Genomic DNA, 16,802 nt, shown 5'->3' with positions numbered 1-16,802 from the left:
CTGCGGATAGAAGCACTCACCCCCAAAATTTGATGTCGGGAGATGAACATGATTAAGAAACAAAAGTTCGGAACGTATGGGAAGTGGCTTATACTCGTAGTTCTGCTTGTCGTCGTCGGCTGTCAGTCGCTCGGAGGACTCGATTTGAATCGGGCTCTGCTGAACGGGCTGGATACGACTTCCTTGCAGGAGAGCACCAGCATATCGCTCCATTTCAAGCTGGATCCGAATAAGCAGCCTGACGAACGCACGAAAGCGATGATCGAGCTGTTGAACGACGCAAAGCTGGAGCTCCAGCAAATCAAGATGGAGAGCTTGGAGCGAATGTCCGTCAATGGGAAACTGACGCTCTCGAAAGGAAGTATTCCGTTCCACCTGTTCGCGAAGCCGGATCAAATCGTAATGCAGATCGAAGGTGCCTCCCAAACGATCGTGCTGCCGTACGGCTTGAACGGCATGGCCGGCTCAGAAGAAGCGGATCTTGCGATTAACGATGTGCGCGAGCAATTTCTGAAGAAATACAAGGAGAAGGGCATCGATAAATCGATTGCATCTTTTATCGTCAACAATTTGCCGAATCCAAAAAATATTCAAGTGTCGTCGACGAACGAAACGATTCATGGCGAGCAGCTTCCAGTGTTTAAGCTCGAAACAAGCTTGAACGGTACGGAAATGATTCCACTGCTCAAATCGTTTTTGCGCAATATGACGAAAGACGACGCGAGCTTCAAGCAATTGATCGGTCAGCTGTACGATGTGCTGTGGCCGATCGTCAAGCCTCATCTCAAAAATGAAGGTTTGACGGACGGAGCGCCCTATTTATCGAGGGCACCGAACGGTTTCTTGGAAAGCATCATCGATGCGGCCGAGGACCGGGAACTGGCTATCGACATCATCCATACGACGCTCAAGGAGCTGCTATTTATCGGCATAATCGGCATTGACAGTCTGGGTAAAGCGGAAGATAGCTCGATGAAGGCAATACTTAACGATAAAACGTATGTCAACACGAAGCTGTATTTCGATCGTTCCTTCAACCTGCGGAAATCGGATGTGGACGTGACGATCAGTCCGCAAGTGGCAGATAATGGAGGCATTGCGGCCGTGCAATTGAAATTGCAGAGCGAGAATTGGGATCGGAACAAAGCTGTCGCCGCCGACGAACTGAAGACGGGACCGAAATCGTTAATTTTCGGGAAAGACAGTACGCGATACGAGCTCGCTGAAATCGTGGACCCGGCCTCCTTGCTCGGGCAATTGCTGGGAACGCAGCTTAGTCAACCGGAGGAAGAGGACGTATTCTACATACCGGTCGAGAATAAGGATGCGAAGGACCTGACCGGCGCTTATCTCGAAGACGAGACCCCCTATGCGCCGCTCTGGCTGCTCGCCGATTATCTGTATGCCGACGTCCAGCAGGACGGGGATAAAGTTACCTTGACGGATGAGTGGGGGACGGTTATCAAGCTCACGGTCGGCAGCAAGGAAGCCGATGTGGACGGGGAGCTGTTCGAGATGGAAGGCACCGTCCGCGTCCATAACGATGTTGTGTATGTCCCTTGCCTGTCCGTAGCCGAATGGCTCGGCGCCTATGCCTGGTACGACGAAGAGGAGAACGTGATCGGCATCTCGCTTGATTATTGATGGCTCCATAAGATGAACGACAAAAACCTCCAAATCCACTGTGAAGTGGCGATGGAGGTTTTTTGTGTGGCGTAAATCTACATGCACTTTTGCATGTAGTCGTCCGAATGGTGGAGTCACTCCCGATTACGACAAAAAGTCCGCTCTTTGCGCCTGCAGCCGCAGGGCGGCATGGTTGGTCGGGCCGATACCTTGACCGATCGCCAAGGAAGAGCTGATGGCGGCGGTAATAAACCGTTTCGCTTCGGCAACCGCCTCGGCCATCGGAAGTCCTTTCGCCAGCCCGGCGGCAATGGCGGAAGCGGTCGTACAGCCGGTTCCATGCGTATGCTTCGTCCGGATTCGCGGCGATCGGTACAAGGCTGCCTCCGTTCCGTCGAACAGTACGTCGACGGCTTCGTCTCCGTCCAGGTGGCCGCCCTTCAAGAACACGTAACGCGGACCCAGTGCATGAAGCTGGCGGGCCGCTTCGATCATTTGCTCCACATTGTGAATATCCCCGGTGCCGAGTATCGCGCAAGCTTCCGGTACATTGGGGGTGACGACGGTGGCGATCGGCAGCAGATGGCGGCGCAAAGCTTCCACCGCCTCCGCCTGCAGCAGCGCGGCACCGCCTTTGGCGATCATGACGGGGTCGACGACTAACGGGTACGGACCGTATCGGTTCAGCTTCTCGGCTACCAGCGTAATGATTTCCGCCGAGAACAACATCCCGGTTTTCACCGCATCCGTCCCGATATCGGAAAGCACGGAATCGATTTGCTGAGCGATCGCTTCCAGCGGAAGAGGATATACTCCTTGAACGCCTAATGTATTTTGGGCCGTGATGGCGGTAATGGCACTCGTTCCGAATACGCCGAGCTCTTGAAACGTCTTCAGGTCGGCTTGAATGCCCGCTCCGCCGCCGGAATCCGATCCGGCGATCGTGATCGCTTTGAATGAGGTCATGCGGTTTCCTCCTTACCGAAATATCGATGCGACGGCTGGTTATTGGCTGAATCGTTCGGGATTGAACAGGTCGAGCGGCAGTCCGCTCGTACTGCGTCCTTCCAGCAGGTCGGCAATGACGTGCGCGGTGACCGGGCTGAGCAGGATGCCGTTGCGGTAATGGCCGGCTGCGAACATAACGGAATTAGAGCGGGCGAGTGCACCGAGCAGAGGGAAGCCGTCCTGGGTGGCGGGACGAAGTCCGGCCCATTCGTGAAACGGGCGCATGCCGCCGAGGAACGGAAACAGCTTGCCGTTCCAGTTTTCCAGCCGGGCGATCCCTCGCCTGGTCACAGTTGTATCGAAGCCGGCAATATCTTCGGATGCGCCGCAGACGAGCGTCCCGTTCCGTTTGCCAACCACATAGCCTTGGCTGCAAAATACCATGTGGCGAACCGGCATGTCCGGCGTTTCGTAGGCACAGATTTGGCCGCGTATCGGGTAAACGGGGATCGTCATGCCGAATATGGATTCCATGAGCCCTGCCCATGCGCCGTTTGCCACGACGAGGGTGTCGCCGCGGTACGTTTGCGCGGTCGATGCGGACCGTACCTCTGCTCCGTCATGCCACCTGACGATGTCGATCCCGCCGAGCCCTTCGCGGATGTCGACGCCCATTCGTCTGCAAGCCTCTTCGAGCGCTTTGACATACCCCGGCGCGTAAACGTGCGACTCGCCGGGATAGCGCAGCGCTCCGATCGCTTCGGACGCCACGAGCGGCTCCAGCTTCCGCAGCTCGGCCGCGTCCAGCAGCTCGCTTGCGGCGCCGTACTCGTCCTGCCATAGCTTGCGCGACTTCATCGCGAGAACGTCGGCCTCATGGTACATGACATACAAGCTACCGGTTGCCGAATATTCGAAGTCGAGGCCCGAAGCTTCCTTGACGGCAAGCTGCCATTCGGGATACAAGCGTAAACTTTGCAAGCAAAGCCGGAAAAAAGGATCCGGCTCTTCCACGTTTTCGGAGTATGGGGCAAGCATCCCGGCCGCTGCACCCGAAGCTTGCCCGCCGCACTTGCCCTGTTCCAGCACCGTGACGGCGAACCCGCGGTTCTTAAGCTCGAATGCGCAGGACAAGCCGATGACGCCGCCGCCAAGCACCAGTACGCGTTGTGTCATGATAAGACCAGCTTTCTTATGATTGAGTTTGAGGATTCGAAATAAACTGCTCCAGCCCGCTGCTGGCGGAGGCGTACCGCTTCTTCGGTATGCGGCCGGCCAAGTAGGAGAGGCGGCCTGCCTCGATGGCTAGCTTCATCGCGAGTGCCATGCGTACCGGATCTTTCGCTTTCGCAACCGGCGTATTCATCAGAATTCCGTCGACGCCCAGCTCCATTGCTTGCACGACATCTTGCGCCGAGCCGAGTCCCGCATCGACGATAATCGGAACGGAAGCCTCTTCGACAATCAATCCGATATTGTACGGGTTCAAGATGCCCAGCCCGGTTCCGATCGGGGCTCCTCCCGGCATGACCGCAGCCGCACCGGCCTCTTCAAGCCGTTTGCACAAGATGGGATCGTCGGACGTATAAGGCAATACGACAAATCCTTCGGAGGCGAGCTTTTCCGTCGCCTTCAACGTTTCGATCGGGTCGGGCAAGAGCGTCTTCTCGTTGGCGCTAATCTCCACCTTGATCCAATTGCCGATGCCCGAAGCTCGCGCGAGTCTCGCGATCCGAATCGCTTCGTCGGCCGTGCGGGCGCCGGACGTATTCGGCAAATACGTGAACGATTTGCCTTCGAAATGCTGCAAAATCGCGTCTTCCTCCGGCGCTTCCAGATTAATGCGCCGAATGGCGAACGTCAGCACTTGAGCGCCCGACGCTTCGATCGCCGCGTTTTGCACGAAAGGATTCGGGTACCGGCCCGTTCCGAGGAAAAACCGGGAAGTGAGCGACGTACCGCCGATAACGAGTTGATCGTGTTGCATAGCTTGTTCAGCCTCCTCCGACAAAATGGACGAGCTCTATGTTTAGTCCGTCCCGCAGCTCCGTAGATTCCCATGCTTCTTTCGGTACGATCGCGCCTTCGATTTCGACGACGACCATTTTTTGCTCCAATCCGTAGGAACAAAGCAAATCGTACACCGAGCCGGACTCGAACGTGCGGGGTTGTCCGTTGACGATAATATTCATGAGCGATTGCCTCCGGATATGCGTTACCTCGACGGCCGGGAACCCGACTGTTCGGAGGCTGCTTGGATTTTGGCCAGGAACGATCGGCATGTTGCTTGAATGTCGGAGCTTCCGATAATTTCGCTGATGGCGCATATGCGCGTCGCTCCCGCTTCGAGCACTTGATCGACGTTATGCAGCTTGATGCCCCCGATCGCCACGAACGGGATGCGGATCTCCTGCGCTACCTGGCGGACGTAGGCGGTAGTAACCGGTGCTACGACATCTTCCTTGCTTTTCGTCGGAAATACGGGACCGACGCCGATATAGTCCGCTCCGTCGATCTCGGCTTGGCGCGCTTCTTCGATGGCGTGAGTGGAAATTCCGATTATTTTATTCCCGACGATTTTGCGGGCGTCGGCGAGCGGAAGATCGTCTTGTCCGAGGTGAATACCGTCGGCATCTACGGCCAATGCGATATCGATATGGTCGTTGACGATAAATGTCACGCCGTACCGCCTGGTCAGCTCACGGAGCGCTTTGGCCTTCTCCAGCACATCGCGCTTGGCGCTTTTCTTGTCGCGCAGCTGGATGATGTCACAGCCGCCGCGAATCGCTTCCTCCATCACCTCGAGCATCGGCCGGCCGGGGTGAAACTGTTCGCCCGTTATCGCATACAGCTTGAAATCTTTCATCGGTTCATCCTCCTATAGTCCGATATACCGGGCGTAAAGCGTTTTGGCCCGGACAGGGTCTTCGGTGCCTTGAATGAGCGCCCTTCCGTCGGGGAACAGGACGAGGCGTTCTCCTTCGGGTAGCGCCGCTTTCAGCAGAAACGGATTCGCTTGGACCGTAGCGACCGCTTCGAGCTTCTCGCGCCAATAGGCCAGATCGAACGAAGCGCGGGCACGGATCTGGATCGTTTCCCGCCCGCACAGCGAAGTGAAATCGTCGAGCGGCCCATTCCGTTCCAGCGCCGGATAATGGCTGCCGCTGCATACGGGACAATCCGGGCGGGAGGGGGGAAGCTTCATCTCATAATAATGATTGTGCCATACGTCGAGCGTGACGAGACTTTTCCTTCGTGCCGCGGTATCGCCGACCAAGTATTTCAGCGCCTCCACCGCTTGATAAGACGCTACGATGTCGACGATAGGGGCGATGACGCCGATCGTATCGCACGTTTCCCCGGTGCCTTCCGCCGGTTGGATAAGACAGCGCAGGCACGCCGTCTCTCGCGGTACGAAGATGGCGCTCATTCCCCGCGAAGCGACCGCACCTCCATAGACGAATGGAATGCCGTGCTTGAAGCAGGCGTCGTTCATTAAATAGCGGGTTTGAAAGTTGTCCGTCCCGTCGAGGACGAGATCGATGCCTTCCAGCAACTGGTCGACGTTGTCCGGAGTCACATCGGCCACGATTTCTTCCAGCTTGACGCCGGAGTTGATTTTGGCAAGCCGCCGGCGGGCCGCCACCGCTTTCGGGATCGACTGGGCCGCATCTTCTTCGTCGTACAGCATTTGCCGCTGCAAATTGCTGGCCTCGACGTAATCGCGGTCGACGAACCGGACCGTGCCGACACCGGCGCGCACCATATGGTTGGCGAGGACGGTGCCGAGCGCCCCCATGCCGACGATCAGCACGGCCCGCTCGGCCAGCTTCCGCTGACCGTCCGGTCCGATCGGCTTGAACAGCATTTGCCGGGAATACCGGCTTGACGTTTCGTCCGCATGCATAACGGCGCATCAACCTCCCTTACATTCGGATAAAAAATGAAAAAACCGCCCCGTAAGGGCGGTGCACGTTCGACGCTCGATCGAATAAGGTCAAGTATCGGATTGCTGCACCACTTCCCTACGCTGGCATAGCTCCAGATCAGGTTCGAAGGGTCCGAAGGTCGCTTCCTTCATCTCAGCCCGCGTAACGGGCACCCCCAGTGATCGTTCGATTTCGTTCATTCTTCACATTACAATGATCCCGGTTGTTTGTCAATGATTCGAGGCACGTTGCCTGAGGGCTCGATCCGGCAGTGCCGGTTTGCGTCATCTGCAAGCGGGTTTCCCTTTCTATTGCAACTTTTCCGATTATGTCCCGTATAAGTGTTCCAGCATATTCCAACAATGAAGGGACATAGTATGATTAGATTTATTGGCTATTGCATTTTGACTTTATTCCTTTTTGCGATCTTCATTATCGGCGCGATGCAACTGGAATTCATTGAATATCCTCCAATGACGGAAGAGCAATATGACGCGATCGAAATCGGTATGACATTAGAGGAAGTCATACAGATCGTAGGGAAGGAGGGCAGACTGACGCATGAGAGCGTTAGAGACGACTACACTGAAGGATTAAAGCAATATCAAGCAATTATGGGAGAAGAGGCAACAAAGAAATATAAGGAGAGATTAGGTGAGCTTCTCGGGCCCAAGAAGTACGAGATTTATAAATATGTCGGAAAGTTCAAGCTTAAACCCATATACCTTGTAGACCGACCCAAAATCCGGTTGGAATTCATAAATGAGAAGCTGGTAGGGAAGGAGACGAACAGGCAATTTTAGCTTTCCATTCATTGCTTCTATGAGCGACCAAGTCCAGTGAAACTATCCTAATTCAGCGGCATAAGCTTGTCCTAAAGGCCCCCACTTGACGAAGGTACGGGGGGAGGGTATCATACGAGTAGAAGGAGGTCGAATTCCATGAACGAGAAATCGACGATACAACCGGCGGACGACGCGTGCTGCCATACGGACGGGGCGGATGGCCGGAAGAGCCATCATTCCGACAAGCTTAAGAGCAATTTGACCAGCCGGCTTAACCGGATCGAGGGCCAAATTCGCGGCGTGAAGGGGCTTATCGAAAAAGACACATATTGCGACGATGTGCTGAACCAGATTGCGGCGATCCAAGCTGCGTTAAACGGCGTAGGCAAGCTGCTGCTCGAGGGTCATCTGAAATCGTGCGTAGTGGACCGGATCCGGGAAGGCGATCAGGATATAATCGAAGAGCTGCTCGTTACCGTTAACAAGTTAATGAAATAATCATTCCGGGATATCCATTTCCCGTTGCCGGTCAAACCCGCTATCCGATAAGGAGGCGGGTTTTTCATTGGTTCAGAAAATAGAATGTTTAAATCTTTACTTTGCTAAAGCGTAAAGGACGCCTTGTATACATGTACCGAGCCGTGAGCCGGCTCATTTGAAACAGTTCCCGCTCCTGTAACTGGAAAATAGAGACTGTCGATTAACTGCTCAGCGAAGCGAATACCGCCGTTCCAAGTGAAAAGATACCTTCTTCTGCTCAGACAGCTTGTTTTAAACTCCTTGATTGACAAGGATTCAGTGGTTGGAATTTAAATCCAAAACTCGCCAGAAGGTATCCTTTTCACTTTCCACTCCTATACTCACAAGTTAATCGACAGTCTCAAATATGCCGTTATTATTTCGATTTCTTTGCTTCCTCGGGTAGTTAACTGGAAAACCTACAGTATTTTTTATCAAATTTCCTTATTTGGGCCGATAATGGCGAAATTAGCTGTAGGTTTCCCCGTTATGGCTCGTTATTTGCTCTTTTTTGTTACATATACTGTAGGTATTCCATTTAGTGGGTCCGGGCCGTTCGAGTATAGGGGGCTGAACCGCAAAGAGACCGATTGAAGAGGTATAAAGTGGAAGGTAGTACGTAAAAAGGGCGTGCTGTTACCATAAATATCATTTCCTCGCCATAAGGACATTTTGCCACTATCCCTGCATGCTTGCCTAGGAAACGCGCAGCTTCTTCATTAATATGACGTATTAATTCATTTAGTACATAATAAATACACAAAAAACCTATTTAAAACACAATAAATTGTGTTATAGTACGTAATATAAACTTCAAATCATGCCGAGGGAGGATTTTATATGACAATGGGAGCTGGCATAAACGGACTTGGAAGAATCGGACGATTGCTGATCCGCCGCGCTATCGACGAGGGGAATTTGGATATTAGAGTCGTGAATGCGTCCCACCCGGTAGAATCCATTGCACATTTGCTGAAATATGATACTGTTCATGGACGTTGGAATGCCGACATAGCGACGGATAACGGGAACTTGATTATCAATGGGAAGACGATAAAAGTGATCGCGGAGCGGGACCCGGGCTCGATCCCTTGGAAAGAGTTGGGGGTAGACCTCGTCATGGACGCTACCGGCAAATTTACCGACCGCGAAGGCGCCGCTAAACATTTGAAGGGCGGAGCCGAACGGGTAGTCATTACCGCCCCCGGCAAAAATATGGACTTGACCGTCGTGATGGGGGCGAACGATCATTTGTACGACCCGGACCATCACCGGATCATTTCCGCCGCTTCCTGCACGACAAACTGCGTCGCTCCGGTGCTGCGCATGCTTGACGAGCAGTTCGGGGTAATAAGGGCATGGGTTACGACCGTACACGCGTACACGAACGATCAGAATCATCTGGACAATCCGCATAAAGATTTGCGCCGCGCCAGAGCGTGCGGGCAATCGATCGTACCGACGACGACCGGCATAGGCAAAGCGCTGTCCGGCGTTCTGCCGCATCTTGCCCCGGTAGTCGAGGGGGTATCGCTGCGCGTTCCCGTACCGAACGTATCGCTGGCCGACATTACGGTCGAGCTCGGAGATTCGGTGAGCCGGGAAGCGGCGGCGGCGGCTCTGAAGGCGGCGGCGGCAAGCCGCCCGTTCGCTCCTTACGTCGACTGGAGTGAAGAACCGCTCGTTTCGGCCGATTATATCGGGTGCGACAAATCCGCGACAATCGACGGGCTGTCGCTCGCTGCGGCCGGAAATCAAATGAAGCTTCTCGCGTGGTACGACAACGAATGGGGCTATGCGTGCCGGGTTATCGACGCCGCGCTTATGACGGAGCGTTGTTCGCGGTCGCATCCGGTCGTTCAAGCCGCAATTTAGTCAAGGATCGTCCGGCCATAATAAATCACGGTCTACCCTTCCGCGCGTTTATCGGCTACGATGAGTAAGAATACGCACTATAGGAAGGGAGAAGACCGTTTTGAATCGAATCGTTACATTGCCGTCCACTCACCGCACCGGGCTGATCAGCGAACATTCGGCCCGGATGAACGGCTTTACAGTACCGGTTACACCCGCAGCGGGAAGCGACGGTGGCCGTGAGGCAATCCGTTTCACTCTGCCGTTCGGCGTTGTGATCGGCGACAGTATCAGTGAAGGCGTCCCGCAAACGCACGGCCGTCTAAGGAAAGAGGGCGCCCCCGGCTTCGATGCGAATCATCGGAATAAGCCCGGACAGCTTTCCTACGAGTTCGGCACCATTACCGGCATGCACTGGTACAACCACGGTGTCGGCGGCCAACGGACGGACCAGATTTGGGCGAGGTGGAAACGCGACGTTCTGGGCGAGACGTTCGACCCCGCGGATGCCAGAGGCGACAGGACTTTACCGGGACAAGCGTATGCCGTGTTTATCGTCGCCGGAATCAACGACGTGTTTCAAGGCAAGCAGGATGCTTTTATTCAAGAGCATTTGCTGAAGATGGCGGAAGACGCGGCAAAGCGCGGCATTATTTGTATATTTTCCGATATGGGCGAACATAATGCGGCTACGCCGGAATTTCGCGATCAGATTATCCGGATGAACCGTTGGATGCATGACAAGCTGCCGAGCTACGGGGCGACCGTAGTCGACTATTACGAGTGGTCCATTGATCGCAGCCGCGGATATGGAGTCAATCCGGCGTTGTTCGCGGATGATGTACATCCGTCCCGTTCGGGCTTTCAATCGCTCGCTTATCATTACGCTGCCCAGTGGCACGGTCTGCCGCTCGTTTTTCGCGGTCTTGTTCTGGAAGCCATAATCGATTATGATGCTCCGCTTGCCGGATTCGGCAGGGCGGAACAAGTCTCCTTGGATTTTATCGAATATGGAGGTTCGGATGGGGGAGCGGAAGCACCTTTACATATGGAGACTAAGCTTGCCGACGAACCGTCCGTCTATGTGCCGATCAAATTGGACGGGGATCGGATCGTTGTCGAGCTCCGTATAAACGAGGCATATAATAAAGCGCCGCATTCGGGCTTTTCCACCGTCCGTGCGTGTATGGGAAGCCGTTTCGCCTTCTGATTCCAGGCCATGTAAACATTTGGCCTATTGCACGAACAATCCGTCATTTGGTATAGTTAAAATATAAAACAACTATCATACAGGTTATTATTCACTCCACGATGGAGACTGTCGGTTACAAGACTTCATTGCGGGCTTCGCTCGCTGGCATATCGACAGTCTCTCTCTTTCTTACACCACCACTTTGGACAAGCGGCCGGAGATGATCGGTTGCAAGATCGATTGGCAACGGATTTATCCAGCCCCGAACGTATGGTAACGACAATTCGAGCCAGTTCGTTCATAAGCCGGCACAGTGGTTCTTCAAAGTGATGCAGACGGCGGCATGCTTGAATGTACGGTTCATTTTGCCGGATCGCGTAAAATTTCTCTTTTCAAATCGGGCAAACAATTGTAATATATACATGTATAATACAGCTTAGTTTGAACCTCTCGTGCGATTCGGCTTGCATTGCAAATTATTGTAGATGGACGAATGCCGCATAAATCTTTATATTATAGAGGTAGCCTTGCTAGGTTGTATACATGTCTTATACAGATATTACGCACGCATGTAGGACTTACTACGGCCCGGAGGTGAATTTGCGACTCATTTGTAAGCGGTTCATGAAAGAGGGTTTACGCGTTCGTATTATCCACTTCAGACACCTGGGAGGTCAACGTATTGAAAAAGCAATTTAAACAATTGGCAGTCCTAACCGTCGCTGCGGCTCTCGTACTAAGCGCCTGCGGCAAAGCCGAACAAAAGCCATCCTCCGACTCCGGCAGCTCCACAGACCCGTCGAAATCCGGGGAGCAGAAAAAAGAGAAGCTTTCGCTGTATTGGATGACAGCGGTTCCAACGAACAGCTCGAACTTGCCGAGCGGAGACAAAGACTTTATCAAGAAGACGATCGAGGAAAAATTCAACGTCGAACTGAAGCTCGATTACATGGCGATGGGCGAGGAGTTCTCGAACAAGCTGAACCTGCTCCTTGCAGCCGGCAACGCCCCGGACATGTTCCACGCGGACGGAGCCAAATCCAACGGCTACATTATGGACAACGTAGTTGCCGATCTAAGCAAATATGTAACTCCGCAAAATATGCCGAACTATTTCAAATGGGTCACTCCCGAAGAACTGAAGCGTTACCAGGTGCAGGGCGTATTCAAGAGGGCTCCCGTTCCGTTTCCGAAAAACTATTACGGCACCTATTACGTCCGGAAAGACTGGATCGATGCGCTTAACAAAAAGGACCCGAGCCTGAAGCTGAAAGTTCCGACCAACTATGACGAAATGATCGCCGTCATGAAAGCGTTCACGTTCAACGATCCGGACGGCAACGGCAAAAACGATACGTACGGCTATACGACGACGGGCTCCGGGACGACGATTCCGAACGATATGCCCGAATGGTTCAAAAACGGCTTGACTCCGGGCTTCTATATCGATAAAAACAACAACCTGATCGACAGCGGCACGAACTTGCGCACCGCGAAGGTGATCGACGACATCCGCAAAACGCTGGAGATGAAAATCATCGACCCGGATTGGTTCCTGAACAAGGCGGGCGAGAACATCAATAAAGTCCAGCAGGGCAAAGTCGGCATTTTCTTCGGCGGCACCCGCGATATCGCCTTCGAGAATTCGAACAACAGCGTCCAGAAGAAGACGCGCGAAGTTACGGGCAATACCAATGCGACGTTTGAAGCGTTCCACATTGCGGGCGACGTGCCGGTCACGTATTCCCCGCTTCCGGGAGTGCCGTTCCTGATTAACGCCAAGACATCGGAAGCGAAGGCGAAGCGCACGATCGAAATTCTCGAGTGGCTGGCGAGCCCGGAAGGCTACCTGCTGGCGAACTTCGGGAAGGAAGGCGTCCACTACAAGAAAGAAGGCAACAAAATTACGCTTATTCCCGAGGCGATCCAGAAAGATATCGTCTCGAACGGAAACTTTACGGAAGTTTGGGGCAGCGTCTTCTCGTATAACGCCAAAGATCCTGCGGCCATCGGCCTGCAAATCGTCGATCCGCGCGAGACGGATCATGACCGCGCCATTCTCGAAGCATTCAAGAAGCTGAAGTTCTACGAGCTGGGCACGAACGTGGCGCCTCCGACAGGGCTCGACATCGGGGCTTACCGTAAAGAAATGCGTGCGCTGCAAATCAAAGTGCTGTTCGACGAGAAAGATTCCTCGAACTGGCCGAAATATTTGGATGAGCTGCTAAACAAGTATAAGGCGAAAGCGATCTTCGATGCGTACGCGGAGCAGACGACGACCGCACTGGGCAGAAAAATTACGTTTAAATCGGACTGATGCAAGTCCGAGGCATAGAACGGCTGCGGGAGTGATCCTGCGGCCGTTTTTTACCTATATAGAGTTTATAAATTTCGGGTTCCCCGCAAAGGAATTGGAATAAGCTTCGAAGAGAGGCTCCACTTCTGGGGTTATTTCAATCAATCATAAAATGTCCAGTCTCCTTATCGAAATGGCATGTATCCGGCAAGTACGTCCGGTAACATAGATCACGGGAACGAAAGTCAAGAGGAGGGAGTACAACATGAATTTGGAGCTCGGATGCGCCAAAGTCGATATTACGCCCGAGAAAGCGGTGCCGCTGGCAGGCTTTGCGGTCAGGCAAAATATGCCCTATGAAGGGATTCGCAGCCGCATTTACTTGAGGGCGCTTTACTTGCGCCAGCGGCAGGACGACGGGGGCGTACGCAATGCGGTCATCGTGTCCGCCGATTTGCTATGGTGGGGTTCGGACCGGATGCCACATATCCGGACTAAGCTGCGCGAGAAGTGGGGGCTCGAGCCGGAGTCGATCGTGCTGAACGGCACGCACAGCCATTCCGGTCCGCAGACCAGCTTCCGGTTTCATCGGTTGCTCGGCAAAGCGGACGCCGAATACGTCGACTTCCTGGAGAGCAAGCTGGTCGAAGCGATCGCTGCGGCCGAAGCGAATGCGGAGCCTGTTACCGTTGAGCGGGGCGCGGCATTATCGTATATCGGGGTGCAGCGACGCAAATATGCAAATGGCCGCATCTATGGCGGGCCGAATACGGAAGGGCCGATGGACCCTGAAGTTTCGGTTGTCCGTTTCCAAAGCGGATCGGGCTCCACGAAAGCGGTCGTTGTCCACTACGCTTGCCATCCCGTGACGACGAGCCAAAATTACGTCTCGTCCGAGTTTTCCGGGAAGGCGATGGAGACGCTGGAGCAGCAGTTGGGCGGAGAGACGGTATGCATGTTCCTTCAGGGCGCTTGCGGAGACATCAATATTTTTACATCGAGCGCCCCTGCCGAGTTGACCGACGATTATGACATCATCGATTATTTCGGGGAACAGCTTGCAGGCACGGTAACCGGTGTCCTGAACGCGAAGATGGAACGTATAAGGCCGGTCATGCTTCACGGAAAGGCATGCAGCCTGCCGCTGCCTTTGAAGCCGCTGGAGACGCGGGAGCAGCTGGAAAGCATTGCGGCTAAGGGGGAAGCCCCCTATGACGAATGGGCGCATGAAATGCTCGGCAAGCCGGACGAGCGGCCGACCAGCCTGACTTTGGAAATGAACCGGATCGACATCGCCGAAGGGCTGTCTTTGCTGACGATGAACGCGGAAGTCGTAGTCGAATACGGGCTGCTGATCAAGGAACTATCCGGGGGAGCGGTACTGCCGGTTCCTTATACGAACGGAATGATCGGATACGTGCCGACGAAGGAGCAAATTGCATACGGCGGCTATGAGCCGGTGTTGTCCACGTACTATTTCCATATGCCGGGAAGATTCGATGAAAGTATAGACGGGACGCTTCGCGCCAAGCTGGCGGAGATGATCCGATAATTAGGGGGGAAACCATATGGAACCGATGCAGGTTGCCGTCATCGGCTTCGGAACGATGGGCAAGCTGTTTGCCCGTCATTTGTCCGCCATGGAGGGGGTTCGGCTGACGGCCGTATCCAGTACGTCGCCTGCTGCCGAAGCGGAGGCTGAGAAGCTTGGCGCCCGATGGTTCGCAAACGGCGAGCTGCTGCTTGAGCGATGCGGCCGGCTGGATGCGGTCGTGCTCGCGCTGCCGACCCATCTGCATGAACCGTACGCCGTTATGGCTGCCAGGAAAGGGATTCACGTCATCTGCGAGAAGCCCGTAGCCTTATCGACGGCGGAAGCGGACCGGATGGCGGAAGCGTGCGAGCAAAGCGGCGTCCATTTATACGCAGGACACGTTCTGCGGTTTTTCCCCGAATATGCCAACCTGCTCAAGCACGCCCAAGCAGGGGCGATCGGGAAGATCGGGGTGGCGCACGCGAAGCGCTTCAGCCTTCATCCGCCCTCGGGAAGCTGGTTTGCGGACGAATCGAAAAGCGGCGGAGTCGTGTTCGATCTGATGATACACGATATCGACTTCATGCGTTCGGTACTCGGCGAGGTGCATACGGTATTCGCATCCGTGCGCAAGGCGCCTGGTGTGCAATATGCGACCGCGACGCTTAGGTTCGACAGCGGGGCGATCGCCAACCTGGAAGCGATGTGGGGATACCCGGGCCCTTTCGCGACTTCCGTGGAGTTCGCCGGGCAGAACGGCATTTTGCGTGCGGATAACGCCAGCTCCAGATCGATTACCGTCCATCGCGCCTTGACCGAGACAACCGGAACCGAAGGCGTGGAAATTCCACAAAGTCCGATGTACAAGGATCCGTACAGGTTGGAGCTCGAGCATTTCATCGGATGCATCCGTACGGGCACGAACCCGATCGTGACGGTCGGCGACGCGCGGAGAGCCGTAGAGATCGCTTGCGCCGCTCTGGAATCGGCGAATACCGGACAGCCGGTGAAATTGACCATTGCCGACCCGAACGGCTCGAAGGAGGGCGGAGTTGCATGAAGACGGTTAAGATCGGGATGATCAGCTTCGCCCATTCCCATGCGAACGGCATTTTGAACGAACTGTCGGCGATTCTCGGGGTGGAGATTGCGGGTATATTCGACGACCAGCGGGAGCGGGTAGACAAGATTATAGAGAGCCGCGGCATTCCCTACTATGAGGATCATAAGCGTCTTCTGGAGACGGATATCGATGCGGTCGTCATATGTTCCGAGAACTCGTATCACGCCAAATATACGTTGGATGCGGCAGCGGCCGGAAAGCATGTGCTATGCGAGAAGCCGCTCGGCATAAAGGTAGACGAAATGAAACGGATGATCGAGTCGTGCAAGCGGCAAGGCGTCCAGCTGATGACCGCATTCCCTTGCCGGTATTTACCTGCCGTCATAAAGGCGAAGGCAGCGGTGGATCGCGGCGAAATCGGGGATATTATGGCCATTAAAGCAACGAACCGCGGACGAATGCCGGGGCGCTGGTTCATACGGAAGGAGCTGTCCGGGGGCGGTGCGGTTCTGGATCATACGGTTCATGTGATGGACTTGATGAATTGGTTTACGGGGTCGGATCCGGAGGAAGTATATGCCGAAGCCGGTACGCTGTTTCACGAAGGCCTTGGCATCGACGATGCCGGCATCGTTCACGTCAAGTTCGCGAACGGCGTAGCGGCGGTAATCGACCCGAGCTGGTCCAGAGCCAAGTCGTTTCCGACGGGCGGGGATGTCACGATGCGGCTAATCGGGACGAAGGGCGTGATCGACGTCAATGCGCTCGGGCAAGTCAATGAGCTGTACAGCGACGAGCTCGGTAAAATGCAATGGTCATACTGGGGGGACGGCATGGGGGGATATATGGTACACGATTTCGTAGAAGCGGTCCGGAAGGGCACGAATGTTCCGATTACGGGCGATGATGGGCTGCGCTCCGCGGCTGTCGCTATAGCCGCTTACGAGTCGGTCGAATGCGGAGCCTCCGTCCGGGTAAAGCTGTAATCATTGTGCCGCAATATGGATTGACATTCATACGGGCTCATGATACATTTAAATCACACTAAACATATAG

General features: G+C 54.5%; 15 protein-coding genes and 1 riboswitch. Of the genes, 9 read left to right on the top strand and 6 right to left on the bottom strand.

Features of this window, described 5'->3' with window-relative positions; genetic code table 11:
* Positions 1 to 48: 48 nt before the first annotated feature.
* On the top strand, positions 49 to 1,644 hold the full coding sequence (locus FE783_RS06685; protein ID WP_158301647.1) for a copper amine oxidase N-terminal domain-containing protein: 1,596 nt from the start codon (positions 49 to 51) through the stop codon (positions 1,642 to 1,644).
* 126 nt (positions 1,645 to 1,770) lie between these two features.
* Here FE783_RS06685 and thiD read toward each other — a convergent pair whose 3' ends face one another.
* Genes thiD through FE783_RS06655 form a run of 6 tightly spaced genes read right to left on the bottom strand, consistent with a single transcriptional unit; the run spans position 1,771 to position 6,481 of the window.
* Positions 1,771 to 2,592, bottom strand: coding sequence for a bifunctional hydroxymethylpyrimidine kinase/phosphomethylpyrimidine kinase (gene thiD / locus FE783_RS06680; protein ID WP_138878565.1), 822 nt, complete (start codon positions 2,590 to 2,592; stop codon positions 1,771 to 1,773).
* 39 nt (positions 2,593 to 2,631) lie between these two features.
* Positions 2,632 to 3,750: a glycine oxidase ThiO gene (gene thiO, locus FE783_RS06675; protein ID WP_138878564.1), complete on the bottom strand. Its 1,119-nt coding sequence runs from the start codon at positions 3,748 to 3,750 to the stop codon at positions 2,632 to 2,634.
* Positions 3,751 to 3,766: 16 nt separating this feature from the next.
* Positions 3,767 to 4,561: a thiazole synthase gene (locus FE783_RS06670; RefSeq protein ID WP_138878563.1), complete on the bottom strand. Its 795-nt coding sequence runs from the start codon at positions 4,559 to 4,561 to the stop codon at positions 3,767 to 3,769.
* A gap of 7 nt (positions 4,562 to 4,568) precedes the next feature.
* Positions 4,569 to 4,766, bottom strand: a complete 198-nt coding sequence (gene thiS, locus FE783_RS06665; protein ID WP_138878562.1) for a sulfur carrier protein ThiS — start codon at positions 4,764 to 4,766, stop codon at positions 4,569 to 4,571.
* Positions 4,767 to 4,789: 23 nt separating this feature from the next.
* Positions 4,790 to 5,440, bottom strand: coding sequence for a thiamine phosphate synthase (gene thiE, locus FE783_RS06660; RefSeq protein WP_138878561.1), 651 nt, complete (start codon positions 5,438 to 5,440; stop codon positions 4,790 to 4,792).
* A 12-nt stretch (positions 5,441 to 5,452) separates the two neighbouring features.
* Positions 5,453 to 6,481 (bottom strand): ThiF family adenylyltransferase, encoded by a 1,029-nt coding sequence (locus FE783_RS06655; RefSeq protein WP_138878560.1) that lies wholly within the window; start codon positions 6,479 to 6,481, stop codon positions 5,453 to 5,455.
* A gap of 98 nt (positions 6,482 to 6,579) precedes the next feature.
* Positions 6,580 to 6,690: riboswitch (TPP riboswitch) on the bottom strand.
* Positions 6,691 to 6,880: 190 nt separating this feature from the next.
* Between FE783_RS06655 and FE783_RS06650 the strand changes: the two genes are divergently transcribed.
* The 8 genes from FE783_RS06650 (at position 6,881) to FE783_RS06615 (ending at position 16,732) form a co-directional block, all read left to right on the top strand.
* Entirely contained in the window at positions 6,881 to 7,306 is a 426-nt protein-coding gene (locus FE783_RS06650) for a hypothetical protein (RefSeq protein ID WP_138878559.1), read from the top strand.
* A gap of 138 nt (positions 7,307 to 7,444) precedes the next feature.
* The gene (locus tag FE783_RS06645; protein ID WP_138878558.1) at positions 7,445 to 7,786 is read left to right on the top strand and encodes a metal-sensitive transcriptional regulator; all 342 of its coding nucleotides are present in this window, start codon (positions 7,445 to 7,447) and stop codon (positions 7,784 to 7,786) included.
* Positions 7,787 to 8,647: 861 nt separating this feature from the next.
* Complete coding sequence (gap, locus tag FE783_RS06640) at positions 8,648 to 9,682, top strand: type I glyceraldehyde-3-phosphate dehydrogenase (RefSeq protein ID WP_138878557.1); 1,035 nt, start codon at positions 8,648 to 8,650, stop codon at positions 9,680 to 9,682.
* Between the two features lie 100 nt (positions 9,683 to 9,782).
* The gene (locus FE783_RS06635; protein ID WP_138878556.1) at positions 9,783 to 10,871 is read left to right on the top strand and encodes a GDSL-type esterase/lipase family protein; all 1,089 of its coding nucleotides are present in this window, start codon (positions 9,783 to 9,785) and stop codon (positions 10,869 to 10,871) included.
* Between the two features lie 664 nt (positions 10,872 to 11,535).
* Entirely contained in the window at positions 11,536 to 13,170 is a 1,635-nt protein-coding gene (locus tag FE783_RS06630) for a type 2 periplasmic-binding domain-containing protein (RefSeq protein WP_138878555.1), read from the top strand.
* A gap of 244 nt (positions 13,171 to 13,414) precedes the next feature.
* Complete coding sequence (locus tag FE783_RS06625; RefSeq protein WP_138878554.1) at positions 13,415 to 14,701, top strand: neutral/alkaline non-lysosomal ceramidase N-terminal domain-containing protein; 1,287 nt, start codon at positions 13,415 to 13,417, stop codon at positions 14,699 to 14,701.
* A 16-nt stretch (positions 14,702 to 14,717) separates the two neighbouring features.
* On the top strand, positions 14,718 to 15,743 hold the full coding sequence (locus FE783_RS06620; RefSeq protein WP_138878553.1) for a Gfo/Idh/MocA family protein: 1,026 nt from the start codon (positions 14,718 to 14,720) through the stop codon (positions 15,741 to 15,743).
* On the top strand, positions 15,740 to 16,732 hold the full coding sequence (locus FE783_RS06615) for a Gfo/Idh/MocA family protein (protein WP_138878552.1): 993 nt from the start codon (positions 15,740 to 15,742) through the stop codon (positions 16,730 to 16,732). Before FE783_RS06620 ends, FE783_RS06615 begins: the two co-directional genes overlap by 4 nt.
* The last annotated feature ends 70 nt before the right edge of the window (positions 16,733 to 16,802 follow it).

It is taken from the genome of Paenibacillus mesophilus (genome assembly GCF_005938385.1).
Lineage (GTDB): Bacteria > Bacillota > Bacilli > Paenibacillales > NBRC-103111 > Paenibacillus_AB > Paenibacillus_AB mesophilus.
This window is presented reverse-complemented; position numbering and strand designations above follow the sequence as displayed.